Origin of the sequence: Acidaminobacterium chupaoyuni, assembly GCF_047936785.1 — a bacterium.
Taxonomy (GTDB): domain Bacteria; phylum Bacillota; class Clostridia; order Oscillospirales; family Butyricicoccaceae; genus Acidaminobacterium; species Acidaminobacterium chupaoyuni.
Map to the genome: position 1 here is coordinate 860,077 of NZ_CP176394.1, position 23,125 is coordinate 883,201.

The window sequence follows — 23,125 nt, forward strand, 5'->3', positions numbered from 1 at the left end:
TCGCTGTGATTTGATGAAGAAATTAAAATTTGCCGGTTTGTGTGTGTTGCTTTTTCTGGGGCTCTGCGCCATCCCGGCCTCTGAATTCAGCCTTTCTCTGCCCGGCGGAAGCGGGCCGCAGAAAAAAGAAATCGTTTGCTGGGGCGACAGCATGACTGCGGGTTATGGGGCGTCGGAAGCCATCCTTTCGCTGGATGGGAACCGCTATGATATCAGCGACCTTTCTTATCCCGAAGTCTTACAGCGGCTCACCGGCATCAAGACCTGCAATTTCGGGGTTTTCGGCGCAACTTCAGAAGAAATCAGCATCATGCAGGGCGGAACCGTTCCCGAGCAACCTCTTTCCGCCTATGATGTCATCGATCGCGATGTGATGCGGCAGGCGGAAAGCCACCCCGGCGATATTCTGATTTTGGAAATGGGCAGCAACGGCGGCTGGAAAGATTATGACGAGCTCATCGCGCAGTATCGGGCGATGCTCGCGCACGCCGCCTGTGAGAAGTATATCATCATCGGCGATACCGACGACCCGCTGAATTCGGCCGACCCCCATGGCGCAAGAGGCAGCGGCACAACGGAGACCGCATGGGAAAACGCTCTGCGCGAAGCCTTTGGCGACCATTTTATCAATATGAGGGTGTTTTTGATCGAGAACGGCCTGGAACTTGTGGGCTGGAAAGCGACACCGGCCGATGAAGCCGCCGCGCGGCAGGGCAATATTTCCGCCCGGCTGCGCGCGGACTGGACACATTTCAACTCTTACGGATATTATGCACAGGCGGTCGGCGTTTATCAAAAAGGCAGACAGCTGGGATATTGGCAGTAAAAATATTTTTAGAAATAACCATGAAAAGCATCGCGATCCCGCCGCGGAATGCGGCTTCAAAAGAAAAACCCTTGCCGAAAAAAATTTTCCGGCAAGGGTTTTTTATGTGATTTGGGAAGAATAAGGAAAAACAGGGGGAACTCTCAGTTCCTGTCGGCGGCGGTGACGGGAACGGCGCGCAGGATCAGCAGGCCGATCAGGAACATCACCGAGATGGGCAGAATGCCCAGATTCGGCCGGTCGGAAAGATGCGTGACCAGCCCCATGATAAAAGTGCCCAGAACCGAAGCGCTTTTGCCGAAGATATCATAAAACCCGAAAAATTCGTTGGAATGCTCTTTGGGCACAAGTTTGGCGAAATAGGAACGGGAAAGCGCCTGAATGCCGCCCTGCACCATGCCCACCAGAACGGCCAGCAGCCAGAATTCCCAGGCGTGGTTCAGCTGGAAGGCGAAAAGCGTGATGCCCAGATAGAAAACGATGGCACATTCCAATATGCGGCGCGTGGGATAGCGGGCGGAAAGACGCCCGAACAACAGCGCAAAGGGAAAAGCCACCAGCTGCGTCAGCAAAAGCGCCAAAAGCAGGTGGGTTGTGCCGATGCCCATGCTGATGCCGTAAGGCGTGGCGATTTCGATGATGGTATAGACCCCGTCGATATAAAAGAAGAAAGCAAGCAGAAACAGAAAAGCGGGGCGGTATTGGCGGGCGGTTTTCAAAGTGTGGCCCAGCTGGCGGAAACTGTCGCGCAGATGATGCTGGGAAGAAACAAAATAGCGCTGGCGATAGCGGCGCAGAAGCGGCAGAGAAAGCAGCGCCCACCATGCCGCGCAGATGCACAGGGCCAGCAGACAGCCCACCGCCACGGAAAACGGCGGATCTTTGCGCTGGGAAAGCAGCACGCAGCCCAGCCCCAGCAAAAACGGCAGGCAGCTGCCCAGATAGCCGAAGGCATAGCCCATGGAAGAAACGCGATCCATCCGCTCATCTTCGCAAACATCCGTGAGCATGCTGTCATAGAAGATAAGAGAGGCGTTATAGCCCACCTTGGCAAGGAAAAAAAGCGCCAGGAACCAGACCCAGCTTTTGGCAAGCCCCATCACCAGGCAGCCCGCCACGCCCACGATCAGAGAAACCAGAAAGAATTTTTTCTTCTGGTTTTCATGATCGGCCAACGCGCCCAGGATCGGGCCCGCCACCACGAACACCAAAGTGGAAAGCGAGGCAAGGTAGCTCCACACCGCGGTGGCCTGGTTTGCGGTGTAGCCGGCCTTTTGGGCCAGCATATTTGAAAAGATGGGCAAAATCGTGGAAATGAGCAGTGTGAACGCCGAGTTTGCCACATCATAAAGAATCCAGCTTTTCTCTGTGGGGGTAAGGCGTTGAGGGGTTGAAATCATAGGGGCAGCACCTTCCTGATCAGAATGAAATCCTAAAAAAGCCCGCGCGAACCCACCGGCCGCAGGGACCGATTTCTTTTGCCGCCCGAAACACTTTTAAAAAAACAGCATTTCTATCATATCATAGATCATAAAAAAATACTTCTGAAATTTACAGAGAACGCGCAAAGTTTTTAAAAGAATCGAAAAGGTTACAGAAAATTGCCATATCCTCAAAAAAATGGTCGAATGCGCTGAACAAAAAGTAACCGGTTTGTAATTTTCTCTTGACATTTGCCCCCCGCAAAGAGTATTATAAGTATGCTTGTTACCGAATTGTAATCAAGCACATCAAATTTGTAACAGTAGGAGGCCCGCGCGAATGAACAAACAAAAGCACAGTGCATTTCGGCATTTCTATCGCCGGAGCCTGGTCAAGGCCAAACTGCACAGCGAACGCGCTTTCAATCTGGGCGCTAATCTGCCGGCCGTGAGAAACCTGCGCCAACTGGTGCGCCGCGTTTTGGGCAAGGGCAGAGCTTTTATCAGAATTTTAACCTGCGCGCTGATGGCGATTCTTGTGATGCTTTGGGAAGCCTGCACCGGCCTGTTCGGCAATTCGGCGGTGCGTTTCGCGGCTTTCTGTCAGGCAGCGGAAGAAAAGATCCATCAGGCATATATCGACACTTTGGTGAAAAACGCCCGCCGCAAACGCGGCAGAACGCCTGCCTGCGCTTTGCTTGCCACGGCGACCATCCTTGTGTTCTCGGCCAGCTATTTCGGCATCGGCATCGAAGTGACCTTAAACGGCAAAAGCATCGGTTATGTGGAATCACGCGATGAAGTGGAAAAACTCATCGATGAAGTGGAAGAGCGCACCAGCGGCTATCTGGGCCGCCCCTACACGCTTTCCGCCGATATCGGCTATTCGCTGGGCTATGTGCAGCGAGATCAATATTTAAACGCGGAATCGGTGAAAGAGCAGCTGTTTGCTTCTGTTGACGAAGTTTCCACGCAGTATGTGCTTTCGGTGGATGGGCAGATCGTTGGCGCAAACGCCAGCAAAACCGCTTTGGAACTGCTGAAACAGCGCATTCTCAGCGCCCATACCGGCACAAACGGCAACACCCGCGCAGAATTCGTTCAGAATATTACCATCGAACAGCGGCCTGTGGCAAATTCCTATGTGAAAACGGTCGCCGAAATCGAGCAGAGCCTTAAAAATAACGCCTCGGGCACGCAGATGTATGCCATCCGCCAAGGCGACACCTTAAGCCAGATCGCCCAGACTTACGGCATGACTCTGGAACAGGTGCAGGGCCTCAACCCCCAGATCGACCCCACCAGGATCCACGAAGGGCAGCAGATCAAACTGGCCGACAGCAGCCCTCTGGTTTCGGTGAAGACCACAACGAGAGAGCGTTATACCCGCGAGATCGCTTATGCTTCCGAAGTGCAATACAGCGACGCGCTTTATAAGAACCAAAGCAAGATCGCCCAGACGGGCGCCAACGGCGTGGCCGATGTGGTGGCCGATGTGGTGAGCATCGACGGCGTTGAACAAAACCGCGCGATTTTGGAATGGGATATTCTTTCTCAGCCCCAAAACGAAATCAAAGTGATCGGCACAAAAGAACTTCCCGCAAAGGCGGCGAAGGGCTATTTCATCCTTCCGTTCCGTGGCATCCGTTCTTCGGGCTATGGCTACCGCGGCTCTGAATTCCACACCGGCATCGATTTGGCCGGCGTGAAAGGCAGCCCCGTTGTGGCGGCCGATGGCGGCACCGTGATCTTCGCGGGCTGGAACGGCAATTACGGCAATTGCGTCATCATCAACCACGGCAACGGGCTGACCACCTTATATGCGCATAACAGCGCGCTGACCGTGAAAGTCGGCCAAAAGGTGGCCCAGGGCGAACAGATCTCCAAGCTGGGCAGCACAGGGCGCAGCACAGGCCCCCACTGCCATTTTGAAGTGCGCATCAACGGCAAGCATGTGAACCCCAACAAATATCTGAAGTAAAAGCATTCTCTGCGCCGCGGAAAATTTTCCGCGGCGCTTTTTTCTTTTTTGCCGGGCAAAAGGTGGCGCAGGCCCCCGCGGTCCCGCCCCCTGTTCAGCCGCGGCGGGATATGGTATGATAAACAAAGGCGGCGCCGCTTTTTGAAACAGAGAACAGGCAAACGCGCCGGAAAACAAAACCTGCCGCAAGAGGCGGGGAGGGCGGAGGACCATGATGAATTTTGAAACGGTCAAAAACGATGAAACCATTCGCGCCTATCTGCAAAAGGGCAATGAGGTGCTGGGTGTTGTGGGCTTCACAGAGCATGGCTTTGCCCATGCCGGCATCTGCGCCAAACAGGCGTCTGATCTGCTGCTGAAGCTGGGCTATGAGCCGCGCGTGGCGGAACTGGCCCGCATTGCGGGTTATCTTCATGATATCGGCAACTGCATCAACCGCAATGACCATGCCCATACGGGCGCGCTGATGGCCTTTCAGCTGTTGAGCCGCCTGGGGATGAACGCCGAAGAGGTGGCCGAGGTGATCGCCGCCATCGGCAATCATGATGAACACACAGGCACAGCCGTCAGCCCCATTTCGGCCGCGCTGATTCTGGCGGATAAATGCGATGTGCGCAGAAGCCGCGTGAGAAAGGTCAGCACCGTGGAAACGGATATCCACGACCGCGTCAATTATGCCGTTGATCGCGCCGAGCTGCTGCTGGATGTGGAAAACAAGAAAATAACCCTTTCCCTTTCCATCGATACTTCCATCAGCGCGGTGATGGATTATTTTGAGATCTTCTTAACGCGTATGCTGATGTGCCGTAAGGCGGCTGAATTTTTACAGCTGAAATTTCAGCTTCGCATCAACGAAACACAGCTTTTATAAGATAAAAATATTCAAAAAGGAAAAAGTAAAATGGAAATTACAAAGCGTATATTTGATGAACAGCCCATGCTGGGGGAAATCGATACAGAGATCCTGCGCACAAAGCCCGTGAAAGAGGGGGTTCTGGTTTGTTTGAGCCAGACGATCTTTTTCCCCAGAGGGGGCGGTCAGCCCTGCGAAGCGGGCACCCTGGGGGAAGAGGCCGTGCTGGATGTTTTTGAAGAAGAGGGCACCATCTGGCATCTGGTGAAAAAGCTGCCCTGCGAAACGCCGCTGAAATGCAGAATTTCACTGGAGCAGCGCCACGACCATATGCAGCAGCATTCGGCTCAGCATTTGCTTTCGGCGGTCATCGATCAGCTTTGCGGCGTTCCCACAGTGATCGCCAGAATCGAAAAAGAATCTTCCCATATCGAACTGGCCGCGCCTTTAACAGAAGAACAGCTGATGGCCGTGATGAAGAAAGCCCGCGAGATCACGCGGGCGGCGCTGCCGTTTTGCTGCACCTATCATACGCCCGAAGAAGCGGCCAAAAGAACGGTGCGCGGCAAGATTACCCCGCATGAGCGCATCCGTCTGGTGGAAATCGAAGGGTTCGATTGCAATGCCTGCGGCGGCACCCATTGCGCCGATACCGCCGACACGGCGCCCATCCGCCTGATCGGCAGCAAGATGGTGCGCGGGGTCTATCGCCTTTATTTTGTGGCGGGGGCCCGGGCCGAAGAATATGAAGCCATGGCCGATCTGCGCGTTTTGCGGCTGGGGACGCTGGCGGGAACGGGAACACCGGCGGAAACCGAAGAGAAGATCTGCCGTGCTTTCCGGCGGGCGGAAGAACTGGAGGAAGAATGCCGCATCCTGAAAGAAAAAGCGCTGGCCGCCGAAGAACAGCTGTTATGGGCCAAGGCGCGGCCCGCGGCTCACGGACGCTTTATTTTCGCGGCCGGTGAAGACCGCGAAACCAAAGAACTCAAGGCGCTTTGCGACAGGCTCACGGCCGAAGAAGCGGTGTTTGCGGCGCTGACCTGCCGCCAAGGCGATCAGCTGACTTTGCTGATGGCGCAGCAGAAAAATCTGACGGCGGCAGACTTGGGCCGCCGGATGAAAGATTTTTTGGCAAAGCATAACGGCAAAGGCGGCGGCAGCAAGATCGCGGCCCAAGGGATGATCCCCTATACCGCCGAAGCGGCGGAAGATTTTCGAGCTCTGGCAGAACAGATCGCCGCAGGGGAATAAAGCATAAAACGACAGCGGGAAACGACCTGCTTTGCGCCATGCTTTTGTTATGATGGAAAGGCGGGGCGCTGCAAGATAAAAAAAGGGCAACAGCCACGGCTGCTGCCCTTTTTTATTCTTCTTCAAACAGTTTCACAAGTGGGATTTTTAAAGTGTCGGAAAGCAAAAACAAGGTGTTCAGCGAAATCCCTTTTAAGGTGGTTCCGTTGTTTGCCTCGATCTGGCTTAAAAACGACCAGCTGATGCCCATGGCCTCGGCCAGCTGTTCTTGAGTCAGGCCTCGTATCTTGCGGTAATAAGCAATTCTCAGGCCGAGAAGACGATATTTTTCACGATATCGCTCTTTTGATTCTTCGTGCAATCTCCCCACATCCTTCCTCTTATGATACTAACAGGGATAGAAATGAAACAGTACAGCCTGAAAGTGATATAATATTTACTAACAGCGAGTAATATGCTATAGTAAGAACATCAAACCGGAAGATAATTGGAAAATGCAAGTTTTCATCGGAAGGGGAAAGAGGCCATGGATCATCAGAAAAAATGGGAATATATTGATTTGATTTCCCGTTATTCCGATCGTTATGGAAACCAGCTGCTGGCGCTGATGGAAAGATTTCAGGTGGAAAGCCTGCGCGAGATCACCGAGGAACAGGCAAAAGAGTTTTGGCAGAGGCTCAAAGAAAAAGAACAGGGAACAGAAAGAAACGATTAAGGTTTTGCCTTAATCGTTCTTTTTTTGCGCTCTTTTTTTCAGGGACAGGCAGATCGCCCACATGACCGCAAGCCCCAAAGGCGCGATCCAGCCGTAAGTCAGCGGGAAACGATCTAAAAAGGCGAAAAGCGAGGCGGAAGAGGGAAAGATGAAAAGCGGAAGCGCAAACAGAAGGGGAAGCTGCAGCAGAGATACTTTTTCGGGGGAAAGATGCAGCAGCGGCGCCAGAGCCTGGCTGGTGAAGGCAAAGGTGATGGTGGTTTTCGAAAAGCGCGAAAGCAAATAGAAGGAAAGCACGAAAACTTCAAACCGCTGGAAAAAATTGCCCAGCGAAACAAGGCCCGCCACGGCATAAGAGGGAAAATAATAGCTTTTCAGCGCGGGGAGCCCCAAAACAACAAGGTTTTTGGCAAAAATAAGGGAAAGCATCCCGGCGGCAAAAAGCACTGCTCCGACAGCCTGCTTGCGGGGCTGTCGCAGCGTCAGCGGGAAAAACAAAAGCATGGGGTAGATCAGCTCGCAATAAGGGAAAAAAAGCAGCGAAACCGAAGGGCGCGCCAGCTTTTGCGGAGACTGAAAAAGCGGAAGAAGATGGGTGAGATCGAATTGCGGAACACTGATGACAAGCGAGACCACCAGAATGGAAAAAATAACGGGGAAGACCATTTGCGCGGCGCGGCCCATGGCATGAAGCCCGCTGCGCTGAAACAGCAGCATGGTGCTCAGCAGAAAAAACGCGATCAGCGACGGCTGCGTGGCGGGCAGCGAAGATTCCGCAAGAAAACACAGGGTGATGCGCAAAGATAAAACGGAAGAACCAAGCGCGGCAAGGCCCAGAAACAGCCGAAAAAAGCCTTTGAGAAAAGCGGGCAGCGGCGCGAAAACATCCTGAAGCGAAGAGCAGTTTTTGGTGAGCGAAAACAGGCAGAACAGAAGCGGCAAAAATAACAGCGCGCCCAGTAAAAAAGCAGCCCAGCCATCCCGCAGCGGCAGAGAGCTTAAAACGGAAGCGTTGCCCACGCAAAACAGCGTGAGAAGACAAAACATGGCATGGGAAGAAAGAGAAGTACGCTCCATTATTTCACCCCCTTGAGCATGGTGCGCCCCGAGCCGCCCAGCGTGCAATCCACCTCCACCTGAATCGGCAGCGTGGGATAGATCGAGCGCCAGTTTTGAGAAAGCTCTTTCCACTGGCGGGGCATCTTTTTAGAAAAAGTTCGGCCGATGCCGATGGAATCGGCCCGATATTCCTGCTGGAGAACAGCAAGCGTTTCGGCGAGCTGCTTTTGCAGGGTCTCGGCGCAAAGCGCTTCCGCTTGTTCGGCCGATTCAAAAACAGTGCTTTCTTCTTCCGCCAGGCGGGCGCGAACCGAAAGCCGAACCACGGCCGAAGGCTTGCCGTCGTTCCATTGGGGAATGATCTTGCATCGGCTGCGGAAAAGCGTGAAAGAAACATCTTCAGAAGCCATTTCCAAAAGCCCTTCCTGCCGCGCGTTGCGCATCAACAAAAGAAGACGCGTTTGCGGGGTATCCAAAAACCCCGCCAGGCGGTCTTCGCGAAAGATCGCGGTGCCGTCGAAATAGGCGTTGGGTTCGTCTTTGGGGTCGTTTATCACATTGGCTGCCGGCAAAACAGGGTCAATGCCCACTTCATTCAGATCGGATTGGAAATGATAAAAGGGCATGTCGATCACCGCCGAGCTGGGTGAGCTTCCACCCGCCATTTTGGAAAATTCATAGCTGGCCAGATCTTCTGTGGAAGGCTGGGGCAGCAGCAGATCGGCCGCTGTATCGGCCCGTGAGATCAGGGGGCGCAGAGAAAGCGCAATGGATTTTTGGCGACTGGTAAAATCGACGATGGCGGCGACCCCCTGCTTGGCCACATCTTCGCTGATGACCAGCGACTGTGCGTGGCCATAATAAAAGGTGCGGCCCGTCTGGGCCTGCGCGGCGCGCCCCGCCGAAAGCAGCGAAGCGCCTTCACTGGCGATGAACCGCGGCATGACCTTGCCTTCTTCCTGAAGCCCCACCAGTTCATGGGTGATGCGGTAACCCTTTTCGGAAAAATCGACGGCGGCGCCCGAAATGATGGAAAGCGAATCGGTTTCGCGCTGATCGGTGCATCCCGACAGGAGCATCAGGCATAAGAGCAGCAGCAGACTAATTTTTTTCATGTCTGTCCTCCGAAAGAAACCGCCCGAACCCGCGCATGAACCGCCAGGGATAGCGGATATAAGAATCTTCGTGGCGGTCGGCCAAAGGCGCGGCCTGGCTTAAAACAGGCACCCCGAACGAAGAAAGGCTGCAAAGATGGGCCAGCAGCGTCAGCATACCCAAAAGATAACCGTAAAGCCCCAGCCACCCGGCCATCAGCAAAAGCAGAAACCGCCATAGCAAAATGGAGCCTATCAGGCGCGGCATCATCAGCCCGGTGATGCCCGAAAACGCCACGATGATCACCATGGGCGCGCTGATGAAACGCGCATCCACCGCCGCCTGCCCCACCACCAGCGCGCCCACGATGGAAAGCGCCGTGCCGATGCCGGAAGGCGTGCGCGAGCCGGATTCACGCAAAATTTCAAAAGCGCCCAGCAGCAGAAGCGATTCGAAAAACGAAGAAAACGGAACCCCTTCGCGGGCGCTGGAAATGGAAAACAGCAGCGGCGCGGGCAGCATTTCGCGGTGATAGGTGATCAGCGCCACATAAACCGGCACGATGGAAAGCGAGAAGAAAAACCCCAGAATGCGGATCATGCGGCCGATGGCGGCATAATGCCAGCTGACATAATAATCTTCGCTGCTTTGGAACTGTTCCATCAGGATATAGGGCGCCGTCAGCACCACGGGGGAACCATCCACCAAAATGGCGGCGCGGCCTTCCAGCAGCTTGGAGGTGACCACATCGGGGCGTTCGGTGTTGCCGATGGTCTTAAACGAGCTGAACGGGCGGTCGCGAATCAGTTCCTGAATGTAGTTCGCATCCAGAATGCCATCGATGGAAATGGAACGAAGCCTGCCCCGCAGCGTTTCCAAAAGCGAATCGGGGGTTGTGCCTTTTAAATAGCAAAGGCAGACGGTGGTTTTCGTTTTTTCGCCCAGCTCTATGAATTCAAACTTTAAATCGGGCGTACGCAGTTTGCGGCGCAGCATGGAAATATTCATCAAAATCCCTTCGGTGAAGCCTTCGTGAGGGCCGCGCACCACCTGCTCGGCGTCGGGTTCCGAAATCGAACGCATGGTGAACCCTTTGGTGTTTAAAATCAACCCGTCTTCACAGCCCTGGCAAAGCAGAAGGGTATCGCCGTAAACGATGCTGCGCACGATGGAATCCACATCGCGGGTGCGCTTGATTTCGTTGATTTGCAGGCCATGGCGCGCGATGGTTTCAAGCCGGTCTGCTTTGGGCGAAAAGTTCTCATAGGCAAAGCCGTGAAGAGCCATCAGAACGCTTTGGTTGATGACCAGGTTATTGACCATGCCGTCGCAATAGATCATGCAGCAGCTCAGCGGCGAAGCGCCGCCCGTGGCGAAGCGCCGATAAATAACCGTGGAATCGCCTTCGAAAAGCTGTTGAAACAAGCGAATATTTTCTTCCACCGAAGGCAAAAGCTGTTTTTCCATCTGCCGATCCTCCGTTTCATCAAAACTCATGTGAAAGTATGGCCGAAAAAGAATAAAAAAATACCGCATTCCAACGGAATGCGGTAAAAATCGAAGAGGCATCAGCCAAAGATCACGATCAGCCCGAATTTGGCCGAAGGATCTGTTTTGGGCAGATGATAGGGCGAAGGCGCCAGGGTATACCCCGCGTTTCTCAGCATCTGGCGAATTTCGCTTTGCGTGAATTTGGAGGTGTTCACATAAATATAGGTCTGTTTTTTTTCGGGATACGAAACAATGTCATCGGCCGAAAATTCGGCGGGCAGGGCGCCGCTGCCGGTGGCGATGGTATAAAACGCGAAAAGCTCATCGGTTTCTAAAGAGGGCACATAAAAGCGATCGGCAGAAGCGGTTTTCGGCAGCCCCGAAGCGCTGCTTTCGGCGGTGTCATTCGGCGCGGGCGCGGCAAAGCTGCTCACTGCGCCATCGGCTGTGCCGTCTGTGCTGCCGTTGGGGTCGTTTGCGGCGGGCGAAACGCTTCTGGCCGCGGCTTCGGGCAGCGCAGCGCTTTTGGTGGCAGCGTTTTCGGTGGCGGCGCCATCTGCGCCCCACTGATGGCCGAACAGATAAAACCCGCTCAGATGTTCGGAAGCGCCGCTGAACAGAAACAGCAGCAGCGCGGCGGTGGCCGCCAGCGAAGAGAAGATGCGAAAATAGGAACGGGGTTGTTTTTGGGTGGTGGATTTGATCGACGCCATGATCGATTGGTGAAGCTGGGGCGGGGGCTCTTTCTGCAAATGGCGCAGCTCATAAGAAAGCAGGCGCGTGGCCTCAAAGCGGGCGCGGCAGGCGGGGCATTCTTCCAGGTGAGCCAAAAGATCGGAAATTTCAGAGGCGGGCAGCTCGCCATCCAGATAACAGTTCATTTTTTCAATATATTTTTGACAAGCCGTCATTTTTCAACGCCCCCCTTCGAAGATTTAGACGCAGGCCTGGCGAAAAAGTTCCCGTTTTCCGCCAGCTTTGCGCGAAGCTTTTCGCGGGCGCGGGCAATGCGCGATTTCACGGTTCCCTGGCCCAGTTCCAGCGAAGAAGAGATATCTTCATAAGAAAGCCCCACAATATCGCGCAAGATCAGAATTTCACGGTGATCGGGGGATAAAGCGGAAAGGCTTTGATGGATCTCTTTGCGCAATTCCTTGCGTTCCAGCTCGCTGGAAGGGTCATAGCGCATATCGGGCACATCAAAGGTATATTCTTCTTCATCATCATTGAAAACGGAAAAAGAAACTTCGTTTTTGGCATAGCGCTTGCGCAGAACATCTTTGCAGACATTGGAAGCCACCCGGTAAAGCCAGGTGGAAAAAAGGCTTTCTTCATTGAACTGGGGCAAAAAGCGATAAACTTTCAGAAAAATTTCCTGCGAGGCATCCATGGCGTCATGCTCATTGCCCGTGTAATGATAGGCAAGGTTATAGATCTGTTTTTCATATTGCGTCACCAGCTGTTCAAAGGCATGGCTGTCGCCCTGCTTGGCGCGGCGGACAATATCGGTTTCGTTCATGGATGGATCACCTCATTTTTCAAATCTCATGCAAGCTGACGCAGCATCTCGCCGCAAAGCTCGGCGATCTCGCGGCGGGAAGCGACTTGGGCAAAACGCAGTTTATAAGGTTTTGCGCCCGCAACCCCTTTCAGATACCAGAGAATGTGTTTCCGGGCTTCGGGAATGGCGCGGGCTTCGCCCTTTCGCTCACACATCAAAGCAATATGCTGCTGCATGATGGCCAGCAGATCGGCCAGATCCTGCGGCGGGCAGGGGCGGTTTTCCAAAGCGGCAAGCATCCGGCGGAAAACAAGCGGGTCGCCTTGCGCCCCGCGGGCCACCATCACAAAATCGATTCCGCGGCGCAGGGCGTTTGCGGCGTCTTCCCCCGTGAACATATCGCCGCTGGCGATCACGGGAACGGAAACGGCCTGTTTCACCTGCTCGATGATGGAAAAATCGCTTTTGCCCGCATACATCTGGCGGCGTGTGCGCCCATGGACGCAAAGGGCATCGGCGCCCGCGCTTTCGGCCATTCTGGCGAATTCCACCGCGTTGCAGTGATCTTCGTCAAAGCCTTTGCGGAATTTAACGGTCAGCGGCACGGAAATTTTCTTGCGCACGGCCGCGATCAAGCGTTCGGCGGCGGCAGGGTCGCGCATCAGCGCGCTGCCTTCGCCGTTGTTCACGATTTTGGGAACAGGGCAGCCCATGTTGATATCAAGAAAATCGGCGCCGGAAATTTCAAGGGCCATCACGGCGGCTTCGGCGCAGACGGAAGGATCGGAACCGAAGATCTGTGCGCCGCAGGGATGTTCCTCGGGCGCGATGAACAAAAGCTCACGGGTTTTTTTATCATGATAGGTCAGGGCCTTGGCGCTGACCATTTCGGTGTAGCAGCCCGCCGCGCCGAAACGGCGGCAAACGCTGCGGAAGGCCGAATCGGTGACGCCCGCCATGGGCCCCAGAAGCAGCGGGTTTTCAAAGGATAAATCTTTTATGGCCGGCACGCGAAGGTCTCCTTTGTTTTCAAAAATTCGCCGAACACCTGCTGCGCAAGCGCCTGATAGCCCTCTAACGAAATGGGGGAATCATACTTTTTGATGGCATGCAGGGCCATTTGCCCGGCGGTGTAATCTTCCAGCGGGAAAACGCCGAAATGCTTGGCGCCGTTTTCATAATGGGTCATCAGCGGCAGCAGGCCGGGGTTTTCGGTGGTGACGGTGCCATCGGCGGCTTTCACCACGGTGAGCCCCAGCATTCCGCCCAGCATGGTGTTTTTTTTCTGCTGGCCCGAAATGAAATTGCCGAGGGAATAAACACAGAAGGTTTTGCCGCCATCCGCACGGTCGAGCCACGCGGCGGGCTGGATCACATGGGGGTGGTGGCCGATGATGAGATCGGCCCCGCAATCGGCCAGCAGCCGGGCCAGACCATCCTGCACAGCGTTTTCTTTCAGCTGATATTCCGTGCCCCAATGCATGGAAACCACCAGATAATCGCATTGGGGGCGCAGCGCCGCAAGATCGGCGCGGATCTTTGCTTCATCGATCAGCGAAACACACCAGGGCTTATCCGCGGGCAGAGGAATGCCGTTGGTTCCGTAGGTATAACCCACAAACCCGAATTTGATGCCGTTTTTTTCGATCAGGCAGGGCTGTTTGCTTTCTTCTTCGGTGGAAAAAGCGCCGATGACGGGGATCTGAAGCTCTTTCCAGAGGGCAAGCGTGTTCATCAGCCCCTGCTGGCGTTTATCCAGAGCGTGGTTCGTGGCTTCGTTGACAAGGTTGAAGCCCGCGGCCGCAAGGGCTCTGCCGGCTTCCTGAGGGGCGTTGAGCGAAGGATATTTACCGATGCCCAGCTCCGTTCCGCCCAAAGGAACTTCCTGATTGACAAAGGCGATATCGGCGGCCGAAGCATAGGGGGCGACGGAAGCATATAAATGGGTGAAATCAAAACCGCCGTCCGCGGTCTTGCAATCCATAGAAACGGTGTTATGTAAAAGGTTGTCGCCCACCGCGATCAAAGTGGCGCGCTTGGGTTCTTCGGCGGCCGGTGTCTGCGCGGGGGTTTCGGCGGGGGTGTTTGCCGGCGCGTCGGCATTCTGCGAGGCGGGTTTGCCGCTTTCGGCGGGCTGTGCAGTGGAAGAACAGCCAAACAGAGAAACGGTGAGCGCCAGCAGCATCAGCACGGCGGCAAAGCGGGAAAAAGCGGTTCGGTTCATGAAAATCTCCTTATTTTACATCGGCGGATCACAAAAAACGAAACCTGAACTCATAACAAATAGTATTATTTAAGATAAAAAATACAAAAAACGGCGTTTTTGTGAAACAAATCTTAGAAATTGACAAAATCTCTATTCCTATTCTATTAAAAAACAGTGCATAAGGCAAACAAAATTTCAGCGAAAGGCGGAAAAGGATGATTGGAAGATGTTAGAAAAACAGAAAAGCGCCGCCACCGCGCAAAAGCCCCTCCGGACAGCACAAAACCGCCGAAACGGAAAAACGCCCGGCGGTTTCGAGAAAAACGGTTTGGTTTTTAAAAAAGCAGAACGCTGAGAAGCCAAAGAATGCCTGTTGCACCCATCCCCGCAAAAAACAGCCAGTGGGAACGAAAATTTCTGACAGAAGCATTTTTAGAAGCGCAGCCGCTTGCCAATCGAGTGGCCTCGCTGAGCATTTCACGCTTGGTCATGGGGGGCGCCGTTTGCTCCGCCACGATAAAAATCGCCTGTTCGAACAACTTGCTGTCTTGGGGACGAACCACAACCGCCCGCTTGGAAACGCCTTTTACCATACGATGTGATCCTCCACCCCGCAAAATATAACGGCCCGCGAAAACCGCGGTTCTTTCGCTTTTAGTTTTGCCGAAGAGGGAAAGATTTATACTGTGGGGTTTTTGCAAAATGAAACGACAATCACGGTGCGGTCATCGGCCGCGCCGCCGTTTTTTTCGGCGCAATCCAACAGCGCCGCCGCAAATTCACGGGGCGAAGCGTGAAGACGGTAGGTTTCGCGCAGCCACGAGGGGGTCAGGGCATCGGCCGCGCCATCGCTGAGCATCAGAAAAATGCCGCTTTCGGGCAGCGTGAAATCTTCGGTTTTCGGCGTTTCTTCAGGCGCCAGCCCGGCGGGCAGCGCGTGGCTTTTAAAACAGGAGCAGGCGCCGCCCGAAATGAGATAAGAAGGCGCCGCGCCGTATTTCGTCAAATGCAGATTGCCTGTGAAGCGGTTGATCTCCAAAAGATCCAGCGTGACGAAGCCCCGTTCTTCCAGTTTGACGGCAAGGGTGGGGATCACCGCCGAAGCGCTTTCGGCAAGGCCGCAGCCCGCTTTGGCAAAATGCTCGATCAGGTGAAGGGCGTCGGTGCTCTGGCGGGCGGCTTCTTCGCCCGTTCCCATGCCGTCGCTGAGCATGATCAGATCGCGGCCGTCTTCCAGCGCGGCGCGCAAAACGGAATCACCGCTGCGTTCTTCGCCGTTTTTGCGGCGGGAAAGGATATAGGAATCGATTTGATAAGCTTCACGCTGGCTGCACCGCAACAAAATGCCGCGGCCGGATAACACGGGTTCGGGGGATAAGAACGCGCGCCCCATGGCAAGTGAAAGGCTTTTCACAAAGGCTTCGGGGTCTTCGGGAAGATCGGAACGGTTGCCCACGCGGATCTCGCAGTGCATCCGCCCCGATTCCACATAAAGCGAAACCGCGGGGCGGCGGTAATAGGCCGCGGCGACGCTTTGGGCGCGGGCCTGCAGCGCGGGATACACTTCGGGCGGGTCCATCATCCCCAGTTCCATATCCTGCAAAACGCCGCGCATGCCTTCATATTGCCGTTTCATCAGGCTTTTCATGGCGTGGCTTTGGCCGTGGCTGCGTTTTTTGCGCAGCAGGGCCGCATATTCATCGTTGACGGCGGCGGTGAAAGGAACGATATTGATGCACCGCGCCGCAAAATAAGAGGGAAAATCGGCGGAAGCCAGCCGCTGTTTCTTTTTTAAAGAGGCGGTCACATCATTCATCGCCCCAAAGGTGGTCACATAATCGCGATCCCAGCAGGCGGCGCAGATGGGGCAGCTGCGGCAGACTTTATCGGAAGCCTTGTGGAAAACCGAAGAGATGTTTTCGGCTTCGTGGCCGCCCGAAAGGCGATCGCCGAAATCATTCAAAGAAAGTGAAAGGGCTTCGATGGCTTCGGCAGCCTGGCGCAAACGGTCGCCGGCGCTGCCGGCCACCTTTTTATGAAGCGAGACGGCGGGCTGGGCCGACGGTTCTTCAAAACAGGCGGAAAGCGAGCGGAACCAGGGTTCGGGGATCAGCACGAACACACAGGAGGCAAAGAAACATTCCAGAAGCGAAGCGACCACGCGGGGGTCTTCCATGCCCCACAAAATGGCAAGACCGTTGGAAAGCACGAAGCAGACGGAAAAAAAGAGTTTGCTTCGCGCGCGGCACATCCCCGACAACAGCCCCGCAAAGCCATAGATGCCCGCGAAATAGGGGCGCATCCCGCCGGAAAGATCCAGCGCCGCCCCAAAGGCCACGCCCGCGGCGGCGCCTGTTCCCGCATCGCCGTAATAGGCCAGCAGCATCACCGCGAAAAGCGCGCCCGCACGGGAGGGTGAAAACACCCCCAGCAGCGAAACATCATAAAACGCCAGCAGAAAAGAAAGCAGAAACGCCGCATAACCCGCCAGCCGCAGCTTTAAATAGGCCTTTTGCGAAGAGGGGAACAGCGCCAGCTCATAAAAATAAACAAAGCAGCTGCAAAGCGTGACCTCGCAGACAAGCAGCAGGAAACCGCGCCACGAAAAAGCCGAAAACAGCGCGGCGCTGCCTGTGCAGAACAGCGAGAGAAACACACAGAACGGCATGAACAGGCGGCTTCTGTCGGCGGAGGAACGCGTGAAAGTGAGCGCGCAGGTGGCGCAGACCAAAAGCGAAGCGCAATAGCGCAGGCTTTGCGCCCCTTGCAGGGCATAGCCGAGAAACGCCCCCAGAAAGCCAAACACGCCCCCCGCGCAGTTGCAGGCCGCCGCGCCGAAGGCAAGCCCCAGGGGCATGGCCCCCTGAAAAAGGGTCGCAGTGGAAAACAAATATCCGATGGCAGCGTATCCCGCGCCGGATAGCGCCTTGTGCAGGAGGGAAGAGGCCGCCAAACGCTGCAAAAAAGCTGCCAACTGCCCGACGGAAAGGGCTTTGGCACGGTTACGATATTGATCCATCTCGATTCCTCCGTTTTCTTGGATGATTACCAACATTATACAGTTCAAAAACGGCGGAAAAGACAGAAAAAGCAGAGGACAAGCTTGAAAATCACAAAAAAGAAGCATGTTACAACAGAAAATATGGCCGATTTTTCGCAGAAAATACAAAAGCGAGGCTGCTTTCATGAAAATAGGGCCGGGAAAAACAGGGATGAAAAAACGGCGGCCGAGAAAAAAGCGGCCGCCGCAAAAGAAAGAAAACGGATCAACTCGGAAATCAGCGATTGGCAGGCTGGGGAACAGGAACTTCATCGGGGATGGGGCAGTGATAGATCCTGCCGTTCATGGCGGATTTGAATTCGGCTTTGGCTTTTTCCACCAGCGCCGGGTCGGCCACAAACTTCATGGCCGCTTCGGCCATCACGCGGGCGCCGAAAAGCATGCCTTTTTCACCGATGGAAGTGCCGGCGCAGGCGGCGATCTGCCAACTGTGGCCCGGGGCCGCCAGGTTGCAGGTGGCGGTGGTGACCATGGCGGTGGGCACGATATGTTCCACATCGCCCACATCGGTGGAACCGTAACCGTCGCGCTTTACAACGGGGGGAACTTCGGTATGCAGCGGGCCGCGATCCAGCGCGCCCGATTCTTTCAGCGCTTCATATTGAGGGCTCTGCCGGTTCAGCGCGTCGGCAAAGGTTTTTTCCTCTTCTGTCCACAGGGGCAGCGGCACCTCTTCCATGGCTTCATGCAGGGCGTTGATGACCACATGATTGGGCAGGGTGTTATAGCAGCCGCCGAGGAATTCGATCTCGAGGGTGGTTTCGGTCATATGCGCGGCGCCTTCGGCGCATTTGATCAGGCGGGCATAGGTGCTTTCAATGGCTTCACGGCTCATGGCGCGCACATAATACCACACACTGGCGTTATCGGGCACGATGTTGGGGGCTGTGCCGCCTTCTTTGATGACATAGTGGATGCGGGTATCGCTTGTCACATGCTCGCGCAGATAGTTTGCGCCCACATTCATCAGCTCCACGGCATCCAGCGCGCTGCGGCCGTTATGGGGATCGCCGCCGGCGTGGGCGGTGACGCCATGGAAATGGAACACGGCGCTGTTAAGCCCGGTGGAAGTGCCGATGGTCAGGCCGTTATTTTTGCCGCCATGCCACGCGATGGCCAGATCAAGGTCGCGGAACGCGCCGCCGCGGGCCATAAAGGCTTTGCCGGTGAGAACTTCTTCGGCCGGGCAGCCATAAAATACAACGGTGCCCGATCGGCCGCTTTCTTCCAGCGCGGCTTTCATGCCCAAGGCGCCGCCCACACAGGCAACACCCAAAAGGTTATGGCCGCAGCCCTGACCCGGCGCGCCCGGGCAGACGGGTTCTTTTTGGGTGGAAATTTTCTGGCTCATGCCGGGCAGCGCGTCATATTCACCCAGGAAGCCGATAATGGGATGGCCGCTGCCCCAGGTGGCGCGGATGGCGGTGGGCATGCCCACATAACCGACTTCCACCTTGAAGCCTTGTGAACGCAGAAATTCGGCTGTCCATTCGCAGGCTTTCACTTCGTTGAAAGCGGTTTCGGGATGTTCCCAAATCTTGCGCGCAAGGTTTTTGAGGTCACCGGCATGATCGTCGATGGCATGCTGAATGGTTTGGTTCATAAAAGATTGCCCCTTTCTGATGGTTCGTTCTGTGACCCAGTTTATCACAAAAGCAGGGCTTTGTAAGAGCCGCAGGAAAATTCTATGCATTTTGCTTGAAAAGTTAAGCGATTTAACCAAAAAAGAAGAAGCATTGCTGCTTCTTCTTTTCGGAATAACGGCGGGATGGGGCCGCTAATTTTTTTGTTTCTTGGCGCGGACAACGCCGAATGTCATGGTGCCGAACACGCTCACCAGAACCACCACGGGGGTGATCAGCGCGGCGGGCAGGAAATTGAGCCAGCCCGCGTTTTTGATCAGCACCATGAAAAGCGCCAGCGGCACGCCGAACAGGGCGAGCTTCGGGTTTTTCACGATATAGTTGCCCAAAAGCGCGGCGAACAGCGCCGGCAGCAGCAGATTCAGCGCCGTGGTGACCGAAGCGGGCAGCTTGGAAAGCACCCAGGAACCCAGCAGCACGCCGATGGTCAGAATGATGATGTTGATGAAGATCGAAACCGCGATGCCGATGGTGGCGATGATGGTGCCTTCATCGCTGCCCTCTTTCACGCCGGCCGCTTCTTGAGCGATGGCGGAAGCGGGCACACGCAGATTTGAAATATTGCCGGATAAAAAGGACATATAGGTGCCCGGGATGCCCAGCACGGCAAAGAAGGAGATGGGTTCATAAATGTAAGCGGAAGCCACCATGGGCAGCTGGATGGCGATAGCGGTGGCCAGCGCGCCCCAGGGGGGAAGAATGCCCATCAGCGCCAAAGCCAGGCAGGGGCCAAAGCAAAAGGCGACGCCCAGCAGATTGAGGCCGCGGCCCCATTTGACGATCCAAGGGGTAAAAGAAGTTTTCAGGGTAGGTTTCGTTTCCATAAAAATGCCCCTTTCCAAAAAATGAAGATTCCTGAGGCGACGCCTTGCAGGAAAGCTTTCGGCAGATCCTTACATGAAAATGGTGCCCACCAGCATGCCCACCACCATAGAGATGGTCATGCCGAACTGCGCCACCCACTTCGATTTCGATTTTTTGCCGTAAAGCCCCAGCGCCACCATGGTGATGAACCCGGCGATCAGCGCCCAAAGCTGAGGCGAAGCAAAATCGATCTTGTTCACGGAAGGAAAAATGCGGTTGAAGCACTGATAGGCAAAGGCGCCAAGGCCGCCGCCCACCGCGATGACCGCCATGGCCGCTTCGTTATCGCCGGCCACTTTGTCGCGCAGAGTACCCATTTTATCGGTGAAGAGGGCAGAAACCAAAATCCAGCCCAAACAGCAGATGCACATGACCCACGCCGCGTTGGCAAACGCCTGCATCGTCATATCGTTGGTGCCCAGGGTGGAACCGGCCGCGCTGGCCGCGATGTTCGCCGCGGGCAGTTCATACATGACCGAACCGATATAGGCAAGCCGCATCCAGGCGAGGGGGCCGCCCACCGAAGCCAGAAGGCTCACGGCGCCGATCACGATGACAATGGAAGGGCCGATGGAAGCGGCAGCGGAACTTTTGACGGCCAGACGCATCTGTTCTTTGCTGACGCCGATCTGTGGGCCTGTTTGCCAGGCTTTTTTGGCGAATACCCAAGCTTGAAACACCACCAAAGCAACAGCGGGGATACAGAAGATCCACATCAACAGACTGTTTGCTGTTTTTAAATAATCAAGACCCATGCCAACATCTCCTTTTTTCATTTAGCGGCATGAAAAATAAAAACGCTCACCCCTAACCCATGCCATATATTGCCATGTTATGCAAGAGATTTTAGCATAATGAATAGAATCTGTATACGATTCAACGATTATTTGTGCATAAATGATAAAAAATACGAAAATAACAAGAAAAGCGCATCCGCTTTTCGGATGCGCTTTTCTGAAATTTCAGCAGTGAAACAATGAAGATCAGAACGAAACGATGAGACCATGGTCGCCCGCATAGAATGAGGCAAGGCCGCGCATGGGCATCACGGTGATGCGGTCGAAGTGATATAAACGCGCGGCGGCGTTTTTCAAAACTTCGGCGTCTTCGGGGTTGTTGCAATGGGTGATGATGAGGTGTTTGCCCTGCGTATCGCCGCGCTCGCCCAGCATTTCGATCATGCGGTTGAGGGCGGGGGTGAAGCCGCGCACCTTTTGATAGATCTTGATATTGCCGTCGCCATCTTCGCCGCAGATGGGGTGGATGTTTAACACAGAGGCCATCATGCCCGCCACGCGCTTGACGCGGCCCGCGCTGATGAGGGTATCCAGACTGCCGATGAGGAAATAAAGCGTCAGCGTTTTGCGGAAAGCTTCGATCTCGCTGCAGATCTCATCAAAAGAAAGGCCGGCTTTGATGAGTTCTTCCAGCTTCAGAACGATATGCGCCGTTCCGGCCGAAGCCATTTTCGAATCGACCACATGGATCTTGACGCCCGGATTTTCGGCCCGCGCCATATCGGCGGCCATGCAGGCTGTGGAATAAGAAGCGCTCAGGCGGGAAGAAATGGTGACGATGAACGCGGCTTCCGCGCCCTGAAGTTCTTTTAGATAAGAAGCGGGCGAGGGGCAGGAAGAGCTCCACGGGCCTTTCACTTCTTTCGGCTTCAGCGCAAACTGAACGGCATCCACCGGTTCCAGATCCACCAGCGTGATGTGGTTGGGGCCGTTGATGGACATGGGAACGCAGCCATAATCGAAGGCGGTTTCCCCTTTATAATAGGAGCCGGTAATATCGGCGGAACTGTCGGCAATAATTTTAAAGCGCATAGAAGCACCTCCATGTGGTTTTCATAATTGGATTCTTTCGTTAAGTTTACCACAACACGAAAAAGATTACAAGAATGAAGAAGAGAAAAATATAGGGGAAACACGAGGAATTTTGGCGGCAAACCCCCGCAATCGAAAAGAAATTTTGGTTTCTCGGTGAACATTTTATGAACGGTATTGACATTTGAAAAGAATGTGGTAGGATTGTTTTAGCACTCGGGGATGGAGAGTGCTAAAAAGGAAAATCAGAAAAGGCGGTGATTGCAGTTGGAACTTTCACAGCGAAAAAAAGCGATTTTGAAAGCGATCATCGAAAATTATATCTCCACGGCGGAACCGGTGGGTTCCAAGACTCTGGCCGCTTCGGCGGGGAATGTTTCTTCGGCCACCGTGAGAAACGAAATGAGCGAGCTGGAAGAACTGGGGCTGCTTGAAAAACCCCACACTTCAGCGGGGCGTGTGCCTTCGCCGCAGGGCTATCGGCTTTATGTGGATGAACTCATGTATCGTTATCAAAGCACGGCGGCGGAAGTGGAACAGATCCGCAGGCTGCTGGAACACAAGCTGCACGACCTGGATAAGACCATGGCGGAAGCCTCGGCCATCATTTCAGAGATGACAGGGCAGCTGGGGGTTTCGGTTTCCACCAAGCATCAGCACGCGCAGGTAAGGCGCATCGAACTCATCCCGGTGGATGAAAACACCTATGCTCTGGTGGTGGTGACTGTGCCGCCGGCGGTGAACAACCGCATGATCTATGCGGAAGGCGTGACAGCCGAAGAAGCGGCGATGCTGGTTCAGGCAGTCAACGCGGTGCTGCAGCGCGAAAACGGTTCCGTGCAGCTGGCAGAACTCTTAAAAATTATGCCCATCCAATCGCCCCTTTATCAGCTCACCTGCGAAGTGATCGGTTTTATCCGTTCGGCAGAGGTGACGGGGGACGCGGAAGAAGTTTCCGTTCGCGGCGCTTCCCGCCTGCTGAGCCATCCCGAATATTACAACGCCCAAAAAGCCCGAGAGCTTTTGGATTATATGACCGATAAGGATCGGCTGAAGGCGCTGGCAAAAACCAATCAGCCCAAGCTGGTGAATATCCGCATCGGCCCGGAAAACGGGGAAGGCCCCGTGAAAGACGCGAGTTTCGTTTTCACCGCCTATGATATGGGCGAGGATGTCAGCGGAATTCTGGGGGTCATCGGCCCCACACGAATGAATTACGGCAAGATCGCCGCGCAGCTTCAGGTGTTCGCCGAAGGGGTGAGCAAAGTGATCCCGATCCGGCTGCCGCGTGAAGAAAAAAATAACGGCGACGATGATAAAGAATAA

21 protein-coding genes are annotated in these 23,125 nt (G+C 54.8%); 6 read left to right on the plus strand and 15 right to left on the minus strand.

What is annotated here, in order from left to right:
• Nucleotides 1–13 precede the first annotated feature (13 nt).
• Nucleotides 14–826, plus strand: coding sequence for an SGNH/GDSL hydrolase family protein (locus tag ACJA3I_RS04125; protein ID WP_458863820.1), 813 nt, complete (start codon nt 14–16; stop codon nt 824–826).
• A gap of 143 nt (nt 827–969) precedes the next feature.
• On the opposite strand, the gene ACJA3I_RS04130 is transcribed toward ACJA3I_RS04125, so the two are convergent.
• A complete protein-coding gene (locus ACJA3I_RS04130; RefSeq protein WP_458863507.1) occupies nt 970–2,226 on the minus strand; it encodes an MFS transporter in 1,257 nt (418 codons plus the stop codon).
• 361 nt (nt 2,227–2,587) lie between these two features.
• Here ACJA3I_RS04130 and ACJA3I_RS04135 point away from each other — a divergent pair, with 361 nt between their 5' ends.
• The 3 genes from ACJA3I_RS04135 (at nt 2,588) to ACJA3I_RS04145 (ending at nt 6,335) form a co-directional block, all read left to right on the plus strand.
• Entirely contained in the window at nt 2,588–4,228 is a 1,641-nt protein-coding gene (locus ACJA3I_RS04135; protein ID WP_458863508.1) for a peptidoglycan DD-metalloendopeptidase family protein, read from the plus strand.
• A gap of 211 nt (nt 4,229–4,439) precedes the next feature.
• Nucleotides 4,440–5,099: an HD domain-containing protein gene (locus ACJA3I_RS04140; protein WP_458863509.1), complete on the plus strand. Its 660-nt coding sequence runs from the start codon at nt 4,440–4,442 to the stop codon at nt 5,097–5,099.
• A gap of 30 nt (nt 5,100–5,129) precedes the next feature.
• Nucleotides 5,130–6,335 (plus strand): alanyl-tRNA editing protein, encoded by a 1,206-nt coding sequence (locus tag ACJA3I_RS04145; protein ID WP_458863510.1) that lies wholly within the window; start codon nt 5,130–5,132, stop codon nt 6,333–6,335.
• Between the two features lie 112 nt (nt 6,336–6,447).
• Here the strand turns inward: ACJA3I_RS04145 and ACJA3I_RS04150 are convergent, their stop codons facing one another.
• Nucleotides 6,448–6,696: a helix-turn-helix domain-containing protein gene (locus ACJA3I_RS04150; RefSeq protein WP_458863511.1), complete on the minus strand. Its 249-nt coding sequence runs from the start codon at nt 6,694–6,696 to the stop codon at nt 6,448–6,450.
• A gap of 165 nt (nt 6,697–6,861) precedes the next feature.
• Here ACJA3I_RS04150 and ACJA3I_RS04155 point away from each other — a divergent pair, with 165 nt between their 5' ends.
• Complete coding sequence (locus tag ACJA3I_RS04155) at nt 6,862–7,050, plus strand: hypothetical protein (RefSeq protein ID WP_458863512.1); 189 nt, start codon at nt 6,862–6,864, stop codon at nt 7,048–7,050.
• Nucleotides 7,051–7,059: 9 nt separating this feature from the next.
• Here the strand turns inward: ACJA3I_RS04155 and ACJA3I_RS04160 are convergent, their stop codons facing one another.
• The 13 genes from ACJA3I_RS04160 to ACJA3I_RS04220 form a co-directional block, all read right to left on the minus strand.
• Nucleotides 7,060–8,127, minus strand: a complete 1,068-nt coding sequence (locus ACJA3I_RS04160) for a GerAB/ArcD/ProY family transporter (RefSeq protein WP_458863513.1) — start codon at nt 8,125–8,127, stop codon at nt 7,060–7,062.
• Nucleotides 8,127–9,224 carry a Ger(x)C family spore germination protein gene (locus ACJA3I_RS04165; RefSeq protein ID WP_458863514.1) on the minus strand — a complete coding sequence of 366 codons (1,098 nt, stop codon included), beginning with the start codon at nt 9,222–9,224 and terminating at the stop codon, nt 8,127–8,129. The genes ACJA3I_RS04160 and ACJA3I_RS04165 overlap by 1 nt, the downstream gene beginning before the upstream one ends.
• On the minus strand, nt 9,211–10,671 hold the full coding sequence (locus tag ACJA3I_RS04170; RefSeq protein WP_458863515.1) for a spore germination protein: 1,461 nt from the start codon (nt 10,669–10,671) through the stop codon (nt 9,211–9,213). The genes ACJA3I_RS04165 and ACJA3I_RS04170 overlap by 14 nt, the downstream gene beginning before the upstream one ends.
• Nucleotides 10,672–10,772: 101 nt before the next feature.
• Nucleotides 10,773–11,606 carry an anti-sigma factor family protein gene (locus tag ACJA3I_RS04175; RefSeq protein WP_458863516.1) on the minus strand — a complete coding sequence of 278 codons (834 nt, stop codon included), beginning with the start codon at nt 11,604–11,606 and terminating at the stop codon, nt 10,773–10,775.
• The gene (locus ACJA3I_RS04180) at nt 11,603–12,214 is read right to left on the minus strand and encodes an RNA polymerase sigma factor (RefSeq protein ID WP_458863517.1); all 612 of its coding nucleotides are present in this window, start codon (nt 12,212–12,214) and stop codon (nt 11,603–11,605) included. Before ACJA3I_RS04180 ends, ACJA3I_RS04175 begins: the two co-directional genes overlap by 4 nt.
• A 26-nt stretch (nt 12,215–12,240) precedes the next feature.
• A complete protein-coding gene (gene dusB / locus ACJA3I_RS04185; protein WP_458863518.1) occupies nt 12,241–13,206 on the minus strand; it encodes a tRNA dihydrouridine synthase DusB in 966 nt (321 codons plus the stop codon).
• Entirely contained in the window at nt 13,194–14,420 is a 1,227-nt protein-coding gene (locus ACJA3I_RS04190) for a CapA family protein (protein ID WP_458863519.1), read from the minus strand. Before ACJA3I_RS04190 ends, dusB begins: the two co-directional genes overlap by 13 nt.
• Before the next feature lie 317 nt (nt 14,421–14,737).
• The gene (locus ACJA3I_RS04195; RefSeq protein ID WP_458863520.1) at nt 14,738–14,995 is read right to left on the minus strand and encodes a hypothetical protein; all 258 of its coding nucleotides are present in this window, start codon (nt 14,993–14,995) and stop codon (nt 14,738–14,740) included.
• An 86-nt stretch (nt 14,996–15,081) separates the two neighbouring features.
• The gene (locus tag ACJA3I_RS04200) at nt 15,082–17,421 is read right to left on the minus strand and encodes a SpoIIE family protein phosphatase (RefSeq protein WP_458863521.1); all 2,340 of its coding nucleotides are present in this window, start codon (nt 17,419–17,421) and stop codon (nt 15,082–15,084) included.
• A gap of 259 nt (nt 17,422–17,680) precedes the next feature.
• Entirely contained in the window at nt 17,681–19,066 is a 1,386-nt protein-coding gene (locus tag ACJA3I_RS04205; RefSeq protein ID WP_458863522.1) for an amidohydrolase, read from the minus strand.
• Between the two features lie 174 nt (nt 19,067–19,240).
• Nucleotides 19,241–19,930 (minus strand): hypothetical protein, encoded by a 690-nt coding sequence (locus tag ACJA3I_RS04210; RefSeq protein WP_458863523.1) that lies wholly within the window; start codon nt 19,928–19,930, stop codon nt 19,241–19,243.
• Between the two features lie 69 nt (nt 19,931–19,999).
• Entirely contained in the window at nt 20,000–20,725 is a 726-nt protein-coding gene (locus tag ACJA3I_RS04215; protein WP_458863524.1) for a DUF5058 family protein, read from the minus strand.
• Between the two features lie 228 nt (nt 20,726–20,953).
• Entirely contained in the window at nt 20,954–21,799 is an 846-nt protein-coding gene (locus ACJA3I_RS04220; protein ID WP_458863525.1) for a DegV family protein, read from the minus strand.
• 267 nt (nt 21,800–22,066) lie between these two features.
• Between ACJA3I_RS04220 and hrcA the strand changes: the two genes are divergently transcribed.
• Nucleotides 22,067–23,125: a heat-inducible transcriptional repressor HrcA gene (gene hrcA / locus ACJA3I_RS04225; protein WP_458863526.1), complete on the plus strand. Its 1,059-nt coding sequence runs from the start codon at nt 22,067–22,069 to the stop codon at nt 23,123–23,125.